Here is a 16,593-nt window from a genome sequence, read left to right as displayed (position 1 = left end):
TTGCTCCATTTTCATGCGCAGCACCGCGGCAACGGCAAAGGCCCGGGCGGCAAAAAAAAGTAAAAGTCAAAGTGTAATCGCCTTCGTTATCAAACACTTCAAAAAGCATCGGCCCCACCGGCCGGGGCTTTTTTGTGCGCAAAAGTCTACCTGAACCAAACCCTGCATTCGGGCGGTTGCTTATATTTGGCCTAACCACCTGGCCCGGATAGGGCCTTATTCCTCCACCCCCATGCCTCCCCTCCCCAGTAGCACGGCCTCGGCCGTGCAAATTCAGCAGTTTTATGACAAGGGCCTGGCCCACGCCAGCTACGCCGTGCGTTGCGGCCGCCAGGTTGCCGTCATCGACCCGGGCCGCGACCCCCAGCCCTACTACGATTTTGCCGACGAGCACGAGGCCGACATCGTGGCCGTGATTGAGACGCACCCGCACGCCGATTTCGTGTCGTCGCACCTGGAAATAGCTCAGGAAACCGAGGCCACCATCTACTGCAGCAAGCTGGTGGGCGCCAAGTACCCCCACAAAGCCTTCGACGACGGCGACCGCCTCAAGCTGGGCAGCGTGGAGCTGCACGCCATCAACACCCCCGGCCACTCCCCCGACAGCATCAGCATCCTGCTCATGGACGAGTTGGCCCAGAGCCGCGCCGTGTTCACAGGCGACACCTTATTCGTGGGCGACGTGGGCCGGCCCGACCTGCGCGAGGACGAGGCCATTGGCGGCCACAAGCGCGAAGAGCTGGCCGCCGAGCTCTACCGCAGCACCCGCAACAAGCTCATGACCCTGCCCGGCAGCACCCGCGTGTACCCGGCGCACGGCCCCGGCAGCCTCTGCGGCAAAACCACCAGCCCCGACCTCGACTCCACCATTGCCAAGGAGCTGAAAACCAATTACGCCCTGCAGCCCATGTCGCAGGACGAGTTCATCAAGGTGCTGCTCGAAGACCAGCCCTTCGTGCCCAAGTACTTCGGGCACGACGTGAAGCTGAACAAGGCCGGGGCCCCCAGCTTCGAAGACAGCATCCGGGCCGTGCCGCACCCGAGCGGCGCCGCCCCGCTGGAGCCCGGCGTGCTCATCATCGACACGCGCCCGGCGGCCAAGTTCCGCGCTGGCCACCTGCCCGGCGCCATCAACCTGCAGGACGGCGGCAAGTTTGAAACCTGGCTGGGCTCGGTGGTGGGCCCCAACGAGCCGTTTTACCTGCTGGCCGACACCAAAATAGCCCTGGACACGGTGGTGCGCAAAACCGCCAAAATCGGCTACGAGGCCAACATCAAAGGCGCCTTGCTGGCCCCGCTGGCCCTGCCCGAAACCTCGCCCGCCGTAGACGTGGAAGCCGTGCGCCAGCACCCCGAAGCCTTCACCATCGTCGACATTCGCAACCGCGCCGAGGCCAAGGTGCCGGTGTTCGACAACGCCCTGCTCATCCCGCTGCCCGAGCTGCGCGAGCGCGCCCACGAAATCCCCACCGACAAGCCGGTGCTCATTCACTGCGCCGGCGGCTACCGTTCGGCGGCCGGGGCCAGCATCGTGCACCAGGCCCTGCCCGGCGCGGAAGTGCTGGACTTAGGCGAAGCCATTACGGAGTTTCAGAAGCAGGCGGTGCATTAAGCGCTGGGGCCAAACCCAACGGCCGCCGAGCGTAACCCCGCTCCAACCAATGCAATGCGTGTTTGAGCCCGGACGTGCAATTGAATTACCACCGAGCCGCGCAGCGCACCAGTCGCAACCAAACCGCTAACGCACTGCGCGTCAGTTGATGTATGAAAAAGTGTACTATCCTCCTTTCCATAGGGCTTTCGCTTGCTTCTTTCAAACAGGCACCCGCCGCTAAGCAGCCCCAGCCAGACACCAAACGGGCACTTTGCCACAAGTGGGAACTGACTCATATGGAAGCACAGGGCAAGCAGCTTGCCTTACCGTCAGGAACGGGGGCATCGTTTATGACCCTGAAGCCGGATGGTACCTTTGTAGAAATAAGTGAGGGCCAAAGTAGCCCCGGTACGTGGAGCTATGCCCCACAGTCCAAAACCATCACCACCGTTGACAAAGCAGGCACGGAGGTACACAAGATACTAAAATTCAATGCCAACCAGTTGATTTTAAGAAATCAGTACGAGGGCTTGCTCATGAACATGGTTTTTAAGCGAGTTGATTAGCCCGCTGCGCTGTTCTCTGCGCAAGTAAGCATCTTGCCGTTGGTAGCCCCGAATATGCGGCACCAACACACCCAAATCCACTAACAAATTTCTCAAAAGCCCCGACGCCTCGCGCTGGGGCTTTTCCTTTCCTGCCAGCCTGGGTATCTTTGAGATTATCTCTACCCTATGCGCGTCCTCCACACCGCCGATTGGCACCTCGGCCAGCACTTCCTCACGGGCCAGGAACGCACCACCGAGCAGCAGGCCTTCCTCGACTGGCTCCTGCTGACCGTGCAAGACCAGGGCATTGATACCCTGGTGATTGCCGGCGACATTTTCGATACCCAAACGCCGTCGTACACGGCGCAGGAGCTGTATTATACCTTTCTGGTGAAGATGCAGGCCACCTGCTGCCGCGACATCGTGGTGGTGGGCGGCAACCACGACTCGCCCACCATGCTCAACGCCTCGCGGCAGCTGCTGCGGCGGTTGCGCATCCACGTGGTGGGCGGCGTGCCTACCGACCCCACCGAGCAAATCCTGCACCTGAACGCGGCCGATGGCCGGCCCGGGCTGGTGGTGTGTGCGGTGCCGTTTCTGCGCGACCGCGACATCCGGCTGGCCGTGGCCGGCGAAACGCTGGACGACCGCCAAATCCGTATTCGCCAGAGCATTGCAGACCACTACGCCGCCCTGGCCACCCACGAGTTGGTGCTCCGGCTGCGGGAACAAGACGTGCCGGTGCTGGCCACCGGCCACCTCTACGCGGCCGGCGGCGAGGCCCGCGAAGGCGCTGAGCGCGACGTGCACATCGGCGGGCTGGGCCTCATTGGCGCCGAGCATTTTCCGGCCGCGTTCGACTACGTGGCCCTGGGGCACCTGCACCGCCCGCAGGTGGTGGGGGGCCGGGCGCACATTCGCTACTCGGGCTCGCCGGTGCCGCTGTCCTTCACCGAGGCCGACGACAAGCAGCAGGTGCTGCTGCTGGAATTCAACGGCGCCGGCGCCCCGACGATTACCAGCGTCCCGGTGCCGGTGACGCGCCGTTTGCAGCGCTTCCATGGCACCCTGGAAGAAGTAGAGGCCGATATTCTGGCGTTCGACAACTCGGCCTTCCAACTGGTGGCCTGGGCCGACGTGCTGGTGCGCTCCGACGAGACGCCCGCCGAGGTGCAGCGCCGGGTACAGGCGGTGCTACAGCTGCAAAAGCAGCAGGTGGTGGCCCCGCGCGGCGTGCGCCACCAGCGCGCCACCGAAGCACCCGACCTGGCCGAAACCGCCATCCCGCTGGCCCTGCTACACGAGCTAACCGTGGACGAAGTATTTGGCCGGCGCGTGGCGGGCCTGCCGCCGGAGCGGGCAGCAGCCCTTACCGCCACCTTTGGTGAACTGCGCCAGCTGCTGGCCGAAGCTGACCCGCTGGCCTGGGGCGGCCAGGAATAATTACTTGGTAGCTGCTGGCCTTCTGGCCAATAGCCAGATGCCGCCCAGCACCAGCGCCGCCACGCCTGCCGCCACTGCAACCGACGCCTTGGGCGTTTTCACTTCTTGGCGGGCAGGCTGCGCAATGTCGGCCTCCTGAAATGATTCTCCGGCGGTAGCAGCCAGAATCAGGCGAACGGTTTCGGCGGGCTGGTCCCACTGCGGAAAATGGCCACAGCGGTCGAACCAGTACAGGCGGGCATCCGGGAATTTTTCCAGAGCGCGTCTGGCCTGGCCGGGCAGGCACACCTTGTCCTGCCGGCCCCAGCCGATGACCAGCGGGCTGCTGATGGTGCCCCGCGGCGCCCCCTGCTGCACTTCGCCGTAGGCCAGGTTCGAGAGCAATTCATCGAACGACGGCGAGTGCGCGAAGCTGCGCATCTCGTCGAGCGCCGCGTAGGCCGGAATGGCCCACGGCCGGGCCGAGAACTGCGCAAACAGCAGGGAGCGGGTGGCGGCGTTTCCGGTCAGGAAAGGCATCGCGGGCTGCAGGGCACGCACGAGCTTGGTCGAAATCGAGACGCTGTGGTAGAAAACCGGAATTTCCCAGCCCTGCCAAAAACCGCCGGGGTCGAGCGACACCACCGCGCCTAGCACGCCGCCCCGCCGGGCCAGCTCCAGCACCAGCCGGGCGCCCATGGAACTGCCCACGGCGTCGATGCCCAGCAGGTGTTGCTCGCGCAGGAAATCCGTCACGGCATCGGCCAGGGTGCCGATGGTGACCGGACCGGCCAGCGGCGGCGTGTTGCCAAAGCCGGGCAGGTCGACGGCAATTACTTCGCGCCGAGTGGCCAGGTCTTCCAGAATGGTTTGCCAGGAGCGCCAGCTGCCGCCAATGCCGTGTAGCAGCAGGAGCGGCTTGCCCGCCCCGCGTCGAATAAAGTTCATAGGTGCCGGCGTGTGTAGGTGAAGCGACGCTTGGCTGAACGGCGGCGTGGCCGCCAGGGTTATTGGCCAACGCGCCGCACTCCTGCGCTGGCAGGGAACCGAAACCAGCCGCAGCGCTTTTCCAGGGTGATTTCCGGCCGGGGCTGCCGTACCTTCGGGAAGTATTTTTGGGAGAAGTATCGAATGAAAATTATCAGCGTCCGTTTCGCTAACCTCAACTCGCTGCCCGGTCCGTTTCTGATTCGCTTCGATGAGACGCCCCTGGCCGATACGGGGCTGTTTGCCATCACAGGGCCCACGGGGGCAGGCAAAAGCACCCTGCTGGATGCCATTTCCGTCGGCCTCTACGGCCGGGTGCCGCGCCACGACCGGCAGGTGGGCGAAATGGTGAGCCGCCACGCTAAGGACGCTTTTTCGGAAGTGGAATTTGAAGTGCACGAAACCGACGCCGACACCGGCCAGGTGGAGCGGGTGCGGTACCGCTCGCGCTGGGAAGTGAAGCGCAAAGTGCGCGGCGAAGACAAAGGCAGCCTGAATGCCGACGCCATGACGCTGGTACTCAGCCCTTCCAACGTGGCCGTCATCAGCGGCAAGGAAGCTGTGCCGAGGCGGGTGAGCGAGCTGTCGGGCCTCGACTTCGGGCAGTTTGAGCAGTCGGTGCTGCTGAGCCAGGGCAAGTTTGCGCGCTTTCTGCACGCCCCGGAAAAGGAGCGCAGCGCCCTGCTCGAAAAGATGACCAACGTGGGCGTCTACTCGCGGCTCAGCGTGGCGGCCTTTGAGAAAGCCAAAGAAGAAGAACTGAAAACCAAGCTGCTGCGCGCCAAGCTGGACGCCACGCGCCTGCTGACCCAGGAAGAGCGCGCCGAGCTGGAGCGGCAGCTTGACGTGCTGAACGAGGAAGCCGAGCAACACCACGAGGAAGCGCAGGAACTGAACGTGTGCCTTACCTGGCGCACCATTCTGGACCAGCTCGACAAACAGCTCGCCGAAACCGCCCGCGAGGCCGAGCGCCTGCGCCGCGACGACGACACCCTGCAGCCGGAGTTTGCCCGGCTCGACGGCCACCTCCGCGCCGCCGCCGTCGACAAGCCCTTGGAACTGGCCGAAGCAGCCGAAAAAGAGGTAGCCACCGATGAGAAGCAGCTTCGGGAGCTGGAAGAGGCCCTCCCCCGCCTGACGCAGGCGGCCGAAACGGCGGCCACTGCTTACGCGGCCGCCACGGCGGCCCACGCCCAGGCGCAGGCCGAAGAAGACCGCCTGCGCCCGCTGCTCAGCCAGGCGCAGCAGCAGGACGCGGCCATTGCGGCCGCCCGGCACCAGCTGCAGCTGCAGCGCTATGCCCACGCGCAAGGCCAGCGGGAGCACCAGAAAAACGCCGAGGACCTGGACCTGGAGGCCCGGGAAATTGCCGCCCTGCAAAGCCAGAACAACACGCTGGACCGCTGGCTCATCGAGCACAGCGCCGAGGTGGACCTCAAAAACCAGGTACTGGCGCTGGACCGCGAAATCATCGACCTGCTGGGCGCGCAAAAAGAAATGGCGGCCCGCGACGCACGCCGCGCCGAGCTGCGCAACAACCTGGAGCAAACGGCGGCCGACCTGCGCCAGCAGCAAGCCCTCGAAGCCGACGCCAAAGCCCGCAAACAAGCCATTGAGGACGAAGGCAAGCCCTGCCGCACCGAGCGCGACGCCCTGCTGCTGGGCACCGACGCCGCTGCCCTGGCCCAGCGCGCCGACGACCTGACCGCGCGCCAGCAGGCGCTGCAGCAGCTGCTTCCGAAAGCCGAAGCCGCCTACGAGCACCACACCCGCGCCGAAACGCTGGCCGCGCAGATTGCACAGGAAGCGCCGGCCCTGGCCGCGGCCGAAACCACCGCGCGCCACCTCGAAACTCGCCGGGCCGACGGCCAAAACCTCCTCGAAAGCTACCGCCGCGAGCTGCGCACCCAGCAGGCCTTGGCCGACCTCAACCAGCACCGCCAGCACTTGCTGCCGGGCCAGCCCTGCCCGCTGTGCGGCGCGCTGGAACACGCTTTCACCGCCGATTTTGCCGCCGAAGCCGACGAGCAGGAGCAGCGCGTGGCGCAGCAGCAGCTGGCCCTGACCAAGCTCGATGAAGAGCTGCGCCAAGCCACCACCGCCCTCGCCCGCCGCCAAACCGAGCAGCAACAGCGCCAGCAGCTGCAGGCCGAAGCCCTGGCCGCTGCCGACCTGGCCCGCCAGCAGGCCGCCGCGCTGGCCGCCGCCCTCGCGCCCGCCCCGCCCACGCCCACCGACCCTGCCGCCGTGCGCGCCCTGCTGGAAATCACTACCCGCGAACAGGCCGCCGCCGGGGCCGCCCGCCGCCGGGTGGCTGAGTTAGACGAGCAGTTGGCCAAACTGCGCGAGCAGTACCTGAAAGAAGGCGAGGCCGCCTCGGCGGCCCAGCGCGAAATTCCCCGCCTGCTGGAACGGCAGCAAACCACCGAAGCGGACCTTGCCAAGTTGGCCGAGGAAATGCTACACTGGCAGGAACAGGCCGGCATTTTTGAAAATACCATTCGGGACTTTCTGGCGCCGCACCGGCTGGCGCTGCCCGCCCGGCCGCCCTACGACGGCGTGCTGGCCACGCTCCGGGAGCGCGCCGACCACTACGAGGCCCAGGTGGCCAAGCTGAATGAACTTGGCAAAATGCTGCTGGAAAAAACCAGCCAGCACAAAGCCCGCGCCGAGGCCCTGGCCCAACAGGCCGCCCAGCTTGCCGCCGCCGGTGCCGCCCTGCAAACCGAGCAGCAGGCCATCGACCAGCAGCAAGCGGCCCGCCTGGCCCACTACGACGGCCCCAACCCCGCGGCCGAAACCGAACGGCTTCGCCAAGCCACCCAGCGCCTGGCCGAGGCCGCCCAGCGCGCCCAAACGCAGTTGGCCGACCAGCAGAAGACGCTGGAAATTCAGCAAAACCGGCAGGGCGACTTGCGCGCGCAGCTGGCCACGCACCGCGCCACCCACAGCCAGCGCCACACGGAGCTGGCAGCGGCCCTTGCGGCCGCCGGCATGGCCACAGCCGCCGAGGCCCGCGCCCTGCTCCTGCCCCCCGCCGAGGCCGAACGCCTGCACCAGCGCCGCCAGGACCACCTCACGGCCACGGCCGCCACGGCCCGCCGCCTCGCCGACCTCACCGCCGAGCAGCAGCGCCACGCGGAGGTGGGCCTCACGCCCCTCACCGCGGCCGAGCTCACCGCCCAGCTCAACGCCCTCTCAGCCGCCGGCGACACGCTGCAGCAAAAGCTGGGCGCCGTTGGCAACCAGCTGAAGCAGGACGACGACGCCCGCCAGCTGCAGGCCGACGGCCTGCGCGAGCTGGAGCTGCGCCAAAAAGAAGAACAGCGCTGGCAGGACCTGAGCGAACAAATTGGCTCGGCGCGGGGCGACAAGTTCAGCCAGTTTGCGCAGGGGCTCACGCTCACGCATTTGGCCCGGCTGGCCAACTTGCGCCTGCGCCAGCTCACGGGCCGCTACACCATCTTCAAAACGCCGCACCGCAACCTGGAGCTGCAAATCATCGACCACGACCAGGCCGACACCGTGCGCCCCATGGCCTCGCTCTCGGGCGGCGAAAGCTTTCTGGTGAGCCTGGCCCTGGCGCTGGGCCTGAGTGAGCTGGCCGGCCACAAAGCCCGCATCGAGTCGCTGTTCATCGACGAAGGCTTCGGCACGCTCGACCCCGACTCCCTCAACACGGCCCTGGATGCCCTGGAGCGCCTGCAGCACTCAGGCAAGATGATTGGCATCATCTCCCACGTGTCCGACCTGAAGGACCGGATTGGCACCCAGATTCGGGTGCGGCCCGGCGCCGGCGGCAACAGCACGGTGCACCTGGTGGGCGTGATGGGCCACGAAACCAGCTGCGCCGTGCCCGCGCAGCGCCCCGAGCCCGTGGCCGGCTAGCGCCGGGCCCGCCGGTTGGTGATGCGCTCCACCCGCTGGCGCTTTATCCAGCGCAGGTAGGTTTGCAGGCCCTCAGCGGCGCGCAGGGCTTCCACCGTGGGGTACAGCCGCGCCAGCTCGCGGTTGGTGAGGAAGCGGTGCACGCTGCTGTGGCAGGGCTGGCACAGGTCGATGGTGGGGCCGTAGCGGCCGCCTTCTTCGCGCGGCACCAAATGGTGGCGCGACGTGGACTGCACCTCGCGCTCGCAGAGGCCACACCGGGTGGCCGCGTCAGCTGAATGGGTTAAGGGAGGCCCCTCACCGGGCCGCAAGCGCCGTCTCGCCATGCGTCGAAATCAGGAAATCAAAAGCCTACAATGAATTACACCAGCAACGGCCCCGGCGCGGCGCAAGTTGCTATTCTGCTGGGTACCCGCTAACTTGGCCTGTAATGAGCGTACTTGCTTCAATTAAGCAACCCATACTTTTTGCCCCTCACCTCTTTTCGCTACTTCTATATGACAACATCTGTACCCGCATTATCCTTCGCCGCCCGGGCCTCGTTTGGGGGCCGGGCACTGGCCGCGCTGGTGGCCTTGCTACTGGGTGCCGCGCCCGCGGCGCGCGCCCAAACCTGGATGGTGAGCACCACGGCCCACATCAAGCTCGGCATTCTGGACAAATACGGCCAGCTGGGCCCCTACACGGCCACTTTTGTGGTGCACAGCGAAAAAACCGGCAAGGACTACTTCCTGGTGAAACAGCTGGTCAACAACCAGACCGGCGTGGATGTGCTGTTTCCGACCGACCCCTCCGACCCCGACTACTTCAAGACCGAAGGCGGCGAGGCTGCCGTGGCCGCCCCCGGCCGCTACACCTGGGAGTGCCGCGTGAAGGGCGTGAAAGCCGTGGGCGGCCGCTTCGTGTTTCCCGAAGTCGGCAACGACGTAACGGTCATCAACAAATAGGGCGCTGCCCCGGCGCCCCTCGAATTTTACCAAAAGCCTGGCCGCGTGCCAGGCTTTTTCGTTATAACCACTTGCTCGTGCGGCGGCGGTTTCCGGGCCACGTGGGCTTTCTGGCTGACTCCATTCCTCTCCTTATGCCACGCAAATCCTTCCCCGAACTCATCAACAGCCCCGGCATGCCGGTGCTGGTCGATTTTTACGCCACTTGGTGCGGGCCCTGCAAAACCATGGCGCCCATCTTAGAGCAAGTGGCGGCCCAGCACGGCGGCAAGCTGCGCGTCATCAAAATCGACGTGGACCGCAACCCCGCCGTGGCCCAACAATACCGCGTGCAGAGCATTCCCACGCTGATTCTGTTCCACCAGGGGCAGCCGGTGTGGCGCCAGGCGGGCGTGGTGCCGGCCGCCCAGATTGGGCAGGCCCTGCAGCCTTTCGTGGGCAAATAGCGCCTCTTGGGCCCCCGCGGCCCTCCGGACAAACTATCTGCCACCGGCTGGCGTTGGGGGAGCCTTATCTTTGCGGTTCCCTGTTGCCAACTATATGATTTTTAGCTCTTCCGTACGTTATCTGGTTCTTGTTTTATTGTTGATTGGATGGGGGGCGCAGCGGGCCGTGGCGCAGGATGCCAGCCGCTTCACGCTGAGCGGCACCGTGCGCGGCGCCCGCGGCGAGGCGTTGCCCGGCGCCAGCGTGGCCGTGCCCCAGCTGAGCACCGGCACCGCCGCCGATTCGCTGGGCCGCTTCACGCTGTCGCTGCCGGGGGGCCGGCACCAGCTGGTGGTGACGTCCATTGGCTACCAGCAAATTACCCGCGACCTGAACCTGACCCGCAACCAGCGCCTCAGCTTTGTGCTGGAGGAGAGCGGCAACGAGCTGGGCGAAGTGGTGGTGCAGGGCGCCGTGACGCTGGAAGAAAAGCTCAAAACCACCCAAATGGGCGTGGAGCACCTCAGCGTGCGCGAGGCCAAGCTGCTGCCCGCGCTGTTTGGCGAGGTCGACATCCTCAAGACCCTGCAGCTCAAGCCGGGCGTGCAGAGCGGCGGCGAGGGCACCAGCGGCTTGTTTGTGCGCGGCGGCTCGGCCGACCAGAACCTGGTGCTGCTCGACAATGCGCTGGTGTACAACCCCAACCACTTGTTCGGCCTGTTTTCGGTGTTCAATTCCGACGCGGTGCAGAGCGTGGACTTGTACAAGTCGGGCTTTCCGGCGCAGTTTGGCGGGCGCCTGTCGTCGGTGGTGGATGTGAAGCTGCGCGAGGGCGACCGGCAGCACTACGTGGCCACAGGCGGCATCGGGCTGATTTCGTCGCGCCTCACCTACGAGGGGCCCATCAACAAGGGCAAAGGCTCGTTCATCGTGAGCGGCCGCCGCACCTACTTCGACATCTTCACGCGGGCCCTCAACAAGGCCAACGAGGGCAAGGAGGATTACAGCCCCATCCCCGATTATTATTTCTACGACATGAACGCCAAGGCGAACTACACGCTGGGCGACAAGGACCAGGTGTTTTTCACCGGTTACCTGGGCCGCGACGTGTTCGGGTTCAGCAGCACGGGCGGCTTCAACTTCAATTTTAATTGGGGCAACACCATCGGCACGCTGCGCTGGAACCACGTGTTTTCGCCGCGGCTCTTTGTCAACACCACGCTGGCCGTGTCGGACTACCAGTACAGCCTCACCAACCGGCTCGACCAGTTTTCCTTCGGCCTGGGCTCCAACATCCGGGACTACACGGCCCGCACCGATGTGGAGTACACGCCCACCGACAAACACCTCTTCAAGGCCGGGGCGCTGTTCACGCAGCACCGCTTCGGCGTGGGCCGCCTCGACGCCAACTCCGGCGACGGCCGCGTTAACTTCGGCTCCGACGTGAACTACTACGGCGCCGAGGGCGCCCTCTACGCCTCCGACAATTACAAAGCCAGCGACAAGCTGCAGCTCGAAGGCGGCCTGCGCCTCACCGGCTTCCGCAGCGGCTCGGACCAATACGGCGGCATCGAGCCCCGCGCCGCCGCCCGCTACGCCCTCAACGACCGCACCTCGTTCAAGGCCAACTACGCCCTGATGTACCAGTACGTGCACCTGGTCACGAACTCGGGCGCCACCCTGCCCACCGACATCTGGTACCCCTCGCGCCTGAGCGTGAAGCCGCAGCGCTCGCAGCAGGTGAGCACCGGCGCCAGCTTCCTGCTGGGCGATGGCAAGTACTTGCTTACTAACGAAGTGTACTACAAGTGGGGCCAGAACCAGGTCGATTTTAAAGACGGTGCGCAGCTGTTCGTGAACCCCGAGCTGGACGCGGAATTCATTTTTGGCAAGAGCTGGGCCTACGGCAATGAGATTTACCTGGAAAAGAAAACCGGCCGCACCACCGGCTGGATAGGCTACACCCTGGCCTGGAGCTGGCGCAATTTCCAGCCCCAACGCGGCACCACCGGCATCAACAACGGCGAGGACTTCCACCCCGGCTACGACCGCCGCCACAACCTGACGGTGGTGGTGCTGCACCAGCTCAACGCCCGCATCAACCTCACGGCCAGCTTTGTGTACACCTCCGGCAACCTGACCACGCTGCCCCTGGGCCGCTTCGGCGTGCAGGACATTCCGGGTTCCAGCGTCGGCATCGACCCGCGGCCGGTGCCCATCTACCCCAACCGCAATTCCTACCAGCTCATCCCCTACCACCGCCTGGACCTGGGGGTGGTCTACAAAATCGGCGCCCGCCTCAACCAAGACCTTACCCTGAGCATCTACAACGCCTACAATCGCCGCAACGCCTATTTCGTGTTCTTCGAAACCGTGCGCGACAAGGCCAGCGGCCGCACCACGGGCTTCGCAGCCAAGCAGGTGTCGTTGTTTCCCGTCATCCCGTCGCTGACGTACAATTTCCGGTTTTAGCGCTTTCTCCCGTCATGTCTCGGCGGCGCTCCCCTCGATGTGACGTTCTTTTTCCAGCCATGAAATTCATTTCCAACCTCACTGTTCTGGCGCTGCCCTTGCTGGCCCTGGCCGGCTGCGGCAAGCTCCAAAACGACATCGACGTGCCGCTGCCCACCTATGCCTCGGAGCTGGTGGTGGAGTGTTACCTCGAGCCCGGCAAGGTGCCCAGCCTGGCCGTCACCACGTCGGTGCCCTACCTGAGCTCGGTCATTCCGCAGGTGCCCACCGACGTTACCGTGACCCTGACCATGCCCAACGGCACGCTCGTGCCGCTGGCTTTCTCGCCCAACTACAAAGCCCTGACCGACACCACGGGCGAGAAATTCCATTCCCACATCGGGCGCGACCCGCTGGTGGCCCGGCCCGGCGACGTGTTCAAGCTCGACGTGCGCGACACCAAGGGCCGCCACGCCACCAGCACCACCACCTACCTGGCCCCCATTGCCATTGACTCGGTGGAGTACAAATTCAACGACAAGTCGGGCTCGGAGCGCAAGGCCTACTTCCTGACCAACTTCCGCGACCCGGCCGCGCCCGGCGACTACTACCGCCTGCAACTGCACAAGGGCGACCCCATTCCCAAAAACCTGCGCAAGGGCCCGGAATCCGACATTTCGCTGGAAGACCGGCTGCTCAACGGCCAGAACTTCACGGTGGGCACCAGCTACCGCTTCAACGCCAACGACACCGTGACGGCCACGCTCTACCACACCGAATACGCCATGTTCCGCTTCCGCCAGTCGGTGCGCGACGCCCGCAACGCCAACGGCAACCCCTTCGCCCAGCCGTCGGCCATTTATGGCAACGTGCAAGGCGGCGTGGGCATTTTTGGGGTGCTCAGCGCCACCCGCGTGACCAAGGTGATACGGTAAAGGCTGGTCGATTTTCAGGAAATATGTAACGATTCCGGAAAAAAGTCATACCTTTAAGTATTCCTTCTTTTTTTAGCATTTTGGTATGGCGCCTACTTTACGTCCGGCCCTGTTTCTTTTTCTTGGTTTCGCTGGCGCTTCATTGGCCAGTTGCGGTGAGAAGGATGACGTTCAGCCTGCTCAACCCGCTGCCCGGGTGCTCACCCCCGAACAGATGCTTACCGGCCACACCTGGCTGCTGAACCGCACGGTGTTCAACAACGGCCGCAGCACCGTGGTGGCCCCACAAGGGCCTAATACGCAATACACCATCAAGTTTGCGGCCGGCGGCACTTATACCCAGGTTTGGATTGGCAACAATTCGACCACCACCGGCACCTGGACCCTGGACAGCAACAACCTAGACCTCTCCGAATTCAGAGGCGGCGGCTACAAAGTCGATTCCCTGACCACCAACAAGCTGCGCTACAGCTTCACCAACCGGGCCAGCGTGCCCGAAGCCAGGGTGTTCTCGGCGCTGCCCTAGGGTCAATGCACTCTCAAACAAAAACGGCCTTTGCACTCATGCAAAGGCCGTTTTTGTTTGCATTTGAGCTAGTATCTTGTTCTACAGGCCCTCCACCACGGCCTTGATAAGGGCCGTTAGGCGAGGCTCGGCAGCCCCGGCGGCGGCGAAAATGTCGGCCAGCACCACGGGCTTGAGGTGGCCGGGCGCGCACAAATCGGTGATGACCGACACGGCCAGCACCGGTAAGCCCAGGTGGCGCGCGGCAATGACTTCGGGCACCGTGCTCATGCCCACGGCATCGGCCCCGATGGTGCGCAGGTAGCGGTACTCGGCGGGCGTTTCGAGCATGGGGCCGGGCACGCTGGCGTACACGCCGCGCCGGGTGGTGCCGGCCTGGCCCAGCGCCTGGGCGGCGGCTTCGGCGCGGGCCAGCAGGTCGGCGTCGTAGGGCGCAAACATGTCGGGGAAGCGCGGGCCCAGCTCGTCGGGGTTGGGGCCGATGAGCGGGTTGCCGGGCTGCAGGTTGATGTGGTCGTCAATCAGCATCAGGTCGGCGATGTTGAAATCGGGGTTGAGGCCGCCGGCGGCGTTGCTCACCAGCAGCCGGCCGATGCCCAGCAGCTTGAGCACCCGCACCGGCATGGCCACCTGCTGCATGCTGTAGCCTTCGTAATAGTGGAAACGGCCTTGCAGCACGGCCACCTTTTTGCCGGCCATGCGGCCCAGCAGCAGGCGCCCGGCGTGGCTTTCGACAGTGGAAAGCGGGAAGTTGGGAATGTCGGCGTAGTTGATTTCGTGCTCCACCTCCACCTCGCGGGCCAGGGCGCCCAGGCCCGTGCCGAGAATGATGCCCGTGTCGGGCTGGAAGGAGTTGGAGTGCGCCTGGATGTACGCGGCGGCCGCGCGGAGGTCCTGCATCATAAAGTGGAAGAATTTACAAAAACTGTCATCCTCATCTGGCGTCCGCGCCGCGAAGGACCTTCTCACGTGCGAACGACGAGTTCAACAGGAAGAAGGCCCTTCGCGACGCGGACGCCAGCTGAGGATGACAGACGTTTACTAATCGGGTTACTGAATGTCGAGCGTGTACGGCAGGCGGGCCTGCACGCCGCGCATCTGCATGAGCTGCTGGTATTGGGCGTAGGCCGGGTAGAGCGGCCCAAGCTCGGCTTTCAGCGCTTTGGTTTTGGCCTCGTCGTTGTCGTCGCCCATCCCAAAGGTGCTCAGCAGGCTTTCAATCTCCGAGCGCTGCCGCGGCAGGCGCTGCACGCGGTAGTCGTCGGCTTTGAGGTGGGCGCGGGCCGCGGCAATCTTCAACGCGTCCTGGTAGTCGCCCAGCACGTCCACGAGGCCGTTGCTCTTGGCTTCGAGGCCGCTCCACACGCGGCCGGAGGCCAGGCGGCGCAGGCGCTCCACGGGCATGTGGCGGCCCTGCGCGGCCTTGCTGGTGAAGTCGGCGTAGATGCGGTTCACTTCTTCCTGCAGGGTGCGCTTCTCAAACTCCGACAACGGCCGGGTGATGGTGGGCAGGTCGGAAAACCTACCGGTAGTCACGCGGTCAACCGTGATGCCGAGCTTGTCGGCCAGCAGCGGCTGAATGTTGGGCAACACCCCAAACACGCCAATGGAGCCCGTGATGGTGTTCGGATGGGCCACAATGGTGTCGCAGGCCATGGCAATGTAGTAGCCGCCCGACGCCGCCACGTCGCTCATGCTGGCAATAATGGGCTTCACTTTCTTGGTGAGCACCACCTCGCGGTAGATGATGTCGGACGCCAGCGACGAGCCGCCGGGCGAGTTGATGCGCAGCACCACGGCCTTCACCTTGTCGTCGAGGCGGGCCTTGCGGATGGCCTCGGCAAACTTGGTGCTGCCGATGTTGTCGTCGGAGCCCTTGCCGGTCACGATGTCGCCTTCGGCATAAATCACGGCAATGCGGTTGCCGCTGGTTTTGCCTTCGTTTTCGTCGGCTTCGTCGTTTTTGGTGTACTCGCTCAGGGTCACCAGGTTGGGTTTCTTGTCTTTGGCCAGGTCGAGCTTGCCGCGCATGTAGTCCTGCACCTCATCGAAGTAGCCGAGCTTGCTCACCAGCTTCAGGCGCAGGGCGTCGGGGGCGTTGTGCACCAGCATCGAGTCGGAGATGACCTTGAGGCGGGCGGGGTCGATGCCGCGGGCCTTGGCCACCTGGCCCACCATGTAGCCGTTGATGGAGTTCAGGAACGACACGGTCTGGTAGCGGGCCGAATCGGAGAAGTTCTCGCGGAAAAAGGGCTCCACGGCGCTTTTGAACGAGCCCACCCGGAAGATGTAGGGCTGAATGCCGGCCTTGTCGAAGAGCCGCTTGTAGAACAGCACCTCCGAGCTCAGGCCGTTGAACTCGAGCGTGCCCTGGGGGTTGAGGTAGATTTCGTTGGCCACCGACGACAGGTAGAAGCTCTTTTCGGAGGCGATTTCGTGGTAGGCCACCACGAATTTGCCGCTCTTCTTGAAGTCAAGCAAGGCGTCGCGCACTTCCTCCAACGACGCCATGCCGCCCTGCACAATGCCCAGGTTGAGCAGAATGCCCTTGATGTCGCCGTCGGTTTTGGCGCGGCGAATGGCTTCCTTCAGGTTCACCAGGCCCGTGGCCGAGTTGTTGCCGCCGAAATTGAACTTGCTGTCGCGCCCGCGTTCGGCGAGGGGTTCGTTCAGCTTGAGTTCGAGCACCGAGTTGGCGGCCACCTTCTTGTGCTCGCCGGCGCTGGCCGCCGCCCCAATGATGCCCGCCAGCACCAAAAACCCAATGAAACTGAATGCGACCAGCCCGACGAGGGTGGCCAGCACGTATTTAAAAAACTGACGCATGAGACCGCAGATTTAACGGATGGTGACGGAATGAACTGAATGC

Annotated in this window: 13 protein-coding genes; 9 read left to right on the top strand and 4 right to left on the bottom strand. The window is 64.6% G+C overall.

Annotated elements, in window-relative coordinates; translation table 11 throughout:
* The first annotated feature begins 232 nt into the window (after positions 1–232).
* From IC234_RS10420 to sbcD, 3 genes are all read left to right on the top strand, one after another.
* The gene (locus IC234_RS10420; RefSeq protein WP_223827598.1) at positions 233–1,612 is read left to right on the top strand and encodes an MBL fold metallo-hydrolase; all 1,380 of its coding nucleotides are present in this window, start codon (positions 233–235) and stop codon (positions 1,610–1,612) included.
* Positions 1,613–1,764: 152 nt separating this feature from the next.
* Positions 1,765–2,160, top strand: coding sequence for a lipocalin family protein (locus IC234_RS10415; RefSeq protein WP_190924209.1), 396 nt, complete (start codon positions 1,765–1,767; stop codon positions 2,158–2,160).
* Between the two features lie 168 nt (positions 2,161–2,328).
* Entirely contained in the window at positions 2,329–3,585 is a 1,257-nt protein-coding gene (sbcD, locus tag IC234_RS10410) for an exonuclease subunit SbcD (protein ID WP_190924207.1), read from the top strand.
* Here sbcD and IC234_RS10405 read toward each other — a convergent pair whose 3' ends face one another.
* Positions 3,586–4,512 (bottom strand): alpha/beta fold hydrolase, encoded by a 927-nt coding sequence (locus IC234_RS10405; protein WP_190924205.1) that lies wholly within the window; start codon positions 4,510–4,512, stop codon positions 3,586–3,588.
* A 183-nt stretch (positions 4,513–4,695) separates the two neighbouring features.
* Here IC234_RS10405 and IC234_RS10400 point away from each other — a divergent pair, with 183 nt between their 5' ends.
* Positions 4,696–8,439 (top strand): AAA family ATPase, encoded by a 3,744-nt coding sequence (locus IC234_RS10400; RefSeq protein WP_190924203.1) that lies wholly within the window; start codon positions 4,696–4,698, stop codon positions 8,437–8,439.
* Here IC234_RS10400 and IC234_RS10395 read toward each other — a convergent pair.
* Complete coding sequence (locus IC234_RS10395) at positions 8,436–8,675, bottom strand: HNH endonuclease (RefSeq protein WP_190924200.1); 240 nt, start codon at positions 8,673–8,675, stop codon at positions 8,436–8,438. The two genes, IC234_RS10400 and IC234_RS10395, sit on opposite strands and share 4 nt — an antisense overlap.
* Positions 8,676–8,936: 261 nt before the next feature.
* Here IC234_RS10395 and IC234_RS10390 point away from each other — a divergent pair, with 261 nt between their 5' ends.
* From IC234_RS10390 to IC234_RS10370, 5 genes are all read left to right on the top strand, one after another.
* The gene (locus tag IC234_RS10390; RefSeq protein ID WP_190924198.1) at positions 8,937–9,386 is read left to right on the top strand and encodes a hypothetical protein; all 450 of its coding nucleotides are present in this window, start codon (positions 8,937–8,939) and stop codon (positions 9,384–9,386) included.
* Between the two features lie 134 nt (positions 9,387–9,520).
* Entirely contained in the window at positions 9,521–9,832 is a 312-nt protein-coding gene (trxA, locus tag IC234_RS10385; protein WP_190924196.1) for a thioredoxin, read from the top strand.
* A gap of 136 nt (positions 9,833–9,968) precedes the next feature.
* Positions 9,969–12,284, top strand: coding sequence for a TonB-dependent receptor (locus tag IC234_RS10380; RefSeq protein WP_223827597.1), 2,316 nt, complete (start codon positions 9,969–9,971; stop codon positions 12,282–12,284).
* 59 nt (positions 12,285–12,343) lie between these two features.
* On the top strand, positions 12,344–13,198 hold the full coding sequence (locus IC234_RS10375; RefSeq protein ID WP_190924192.1) for a DUF4249 domain-containing protein: 855 nt from the start codon (positions 12,344–12,346) through the stop codon (positions 13,196–13,198).
* 196 nt (positions 13,199–13,394) lie between these two features.
* Positions 13,395–13,724 carry a hypothetical protein gene (locus IC234_RS10370; RefSeq protein WP_190924190.1) on the top strand — a complete coding sequence of 110 codons (330 nt, stop codon included), beginning with the start codon at positions 13,395–13,397 and terminating at the stop codon, positions 13,722–13,724.
* Between the two features lie 81 nt (positions 13,725–13,805).
* Here the strand turns inward: IC234_RS10370 and IC234_RS10365 are convergent, their stop codons facing one another.
* Positions 13,806–14,627: a purine-nucleoside phosphorylase gene (locus IC234_RS10365; protein WP_190924188.1), complete on the bottom strand. Its 822-nt coding sequence runs from the start codon at positions 14,625–14,627 to the stop codon at positions 13,806–13,808.
* A 147-nt stretch (positions 14,628–14,774) separates the two neighbouring features.
* Positions 14,775–16,550, bottom strand: a complete 1,776-nt coding sequence (sppA, locus tag IC234_RS10360; RefSeq protein ID WP_190924186.1) for a signal peptide peptidase SppA — start codon at positions 16,548–16,550, stop codon at positions 14,775–14,777.
* Positions 16,551–16,593 lie beyond the last annotated feature (43 nt).

Source organism: Hymenobacter armeniacus (assembly GCF_014699055.1).
GTDB lineage: Bacteria > Bacteroidota > Bacteroidia > Cytophagales > Hymenobacteraceae > Hymenobacter > Hymenobacter armeniacus.
The sequence above is the reverse complement of the archived record's forward strand: the minus strand, read 5'-3'. Positions and strand labels throughout refer to the sequence as shown.

Bases quoted from the DNA above. Each gene is read 5' to 3' on its own strand.
- sppA (WP_190924186.1), bottom strand. From the start codon at position 16,550: ATGCGTCAGTTTTTTAAATACGTGCTGGCCACCCTCGTCGGGCTGGTC.
- IC234_RS10390 (WP_190924198.1), top strand. From the start codon at position 8,937: ATGACAACATCTGTACCCGCATTATCCTTCGCCGCCCGGGCCTCGTTT.
- IC234_RS10375 (WP_190924192.1), top strand. From the start codon at position 12,344: ATGAAATTCATTTCCAACCTCACTGTTCTGGCGCTGCCCTTGCTGGCC.
- trxA (WP_190924196.1), top strand. From the start codon at position 9,521: ATGCCACGCAAATCCTTCCCCGAACTCATCAACAGCCCCGGCATGCCG.
- IC234_RS10405 (WP_190924205.1), bottom strand. From the start codon at position 4,512: ATGAACTTTATTCGACGCGGGGCGGGCAAGCCGCTCCTGCTGCTACAC.
- IC234_RS10420 (WP_223827598.1), top strand. From the start codon at position 233: ATGCCTCCCCTCCCCAGTAGCACGGCCTCGGCCGTGCAAATTCAGCAG.
- IC234_RS10400 (WP_190924203.1), top strand. From the start codon at position 4,696: ATGAAAATTATCAGCGTCCGTTTCGCTAACCTCAACTCGCTGCCCGGT.
- IC234_RS10365 (WP_190924188.1), bottom strand. From the start codon at position 14,627: ATGATGCAGGACCTCCGCGCGGCCGCCGCGTACATCCAGGCGCACTCC.
- IC234_RS10415 (WP_190924209.1), top strand. From the start codon at position 1,765: ATGAAAAAGTGTACTATCCTCCTTTCCATAGGGCTTTCGCTTGCTTCT.
- sbcD (WP_190924207.1), top strand. From the start codon at position 2,329: ATGCGCGTCCTCCACACCGCCGATTGGCACCTCGGCCAGCACTTCCTC.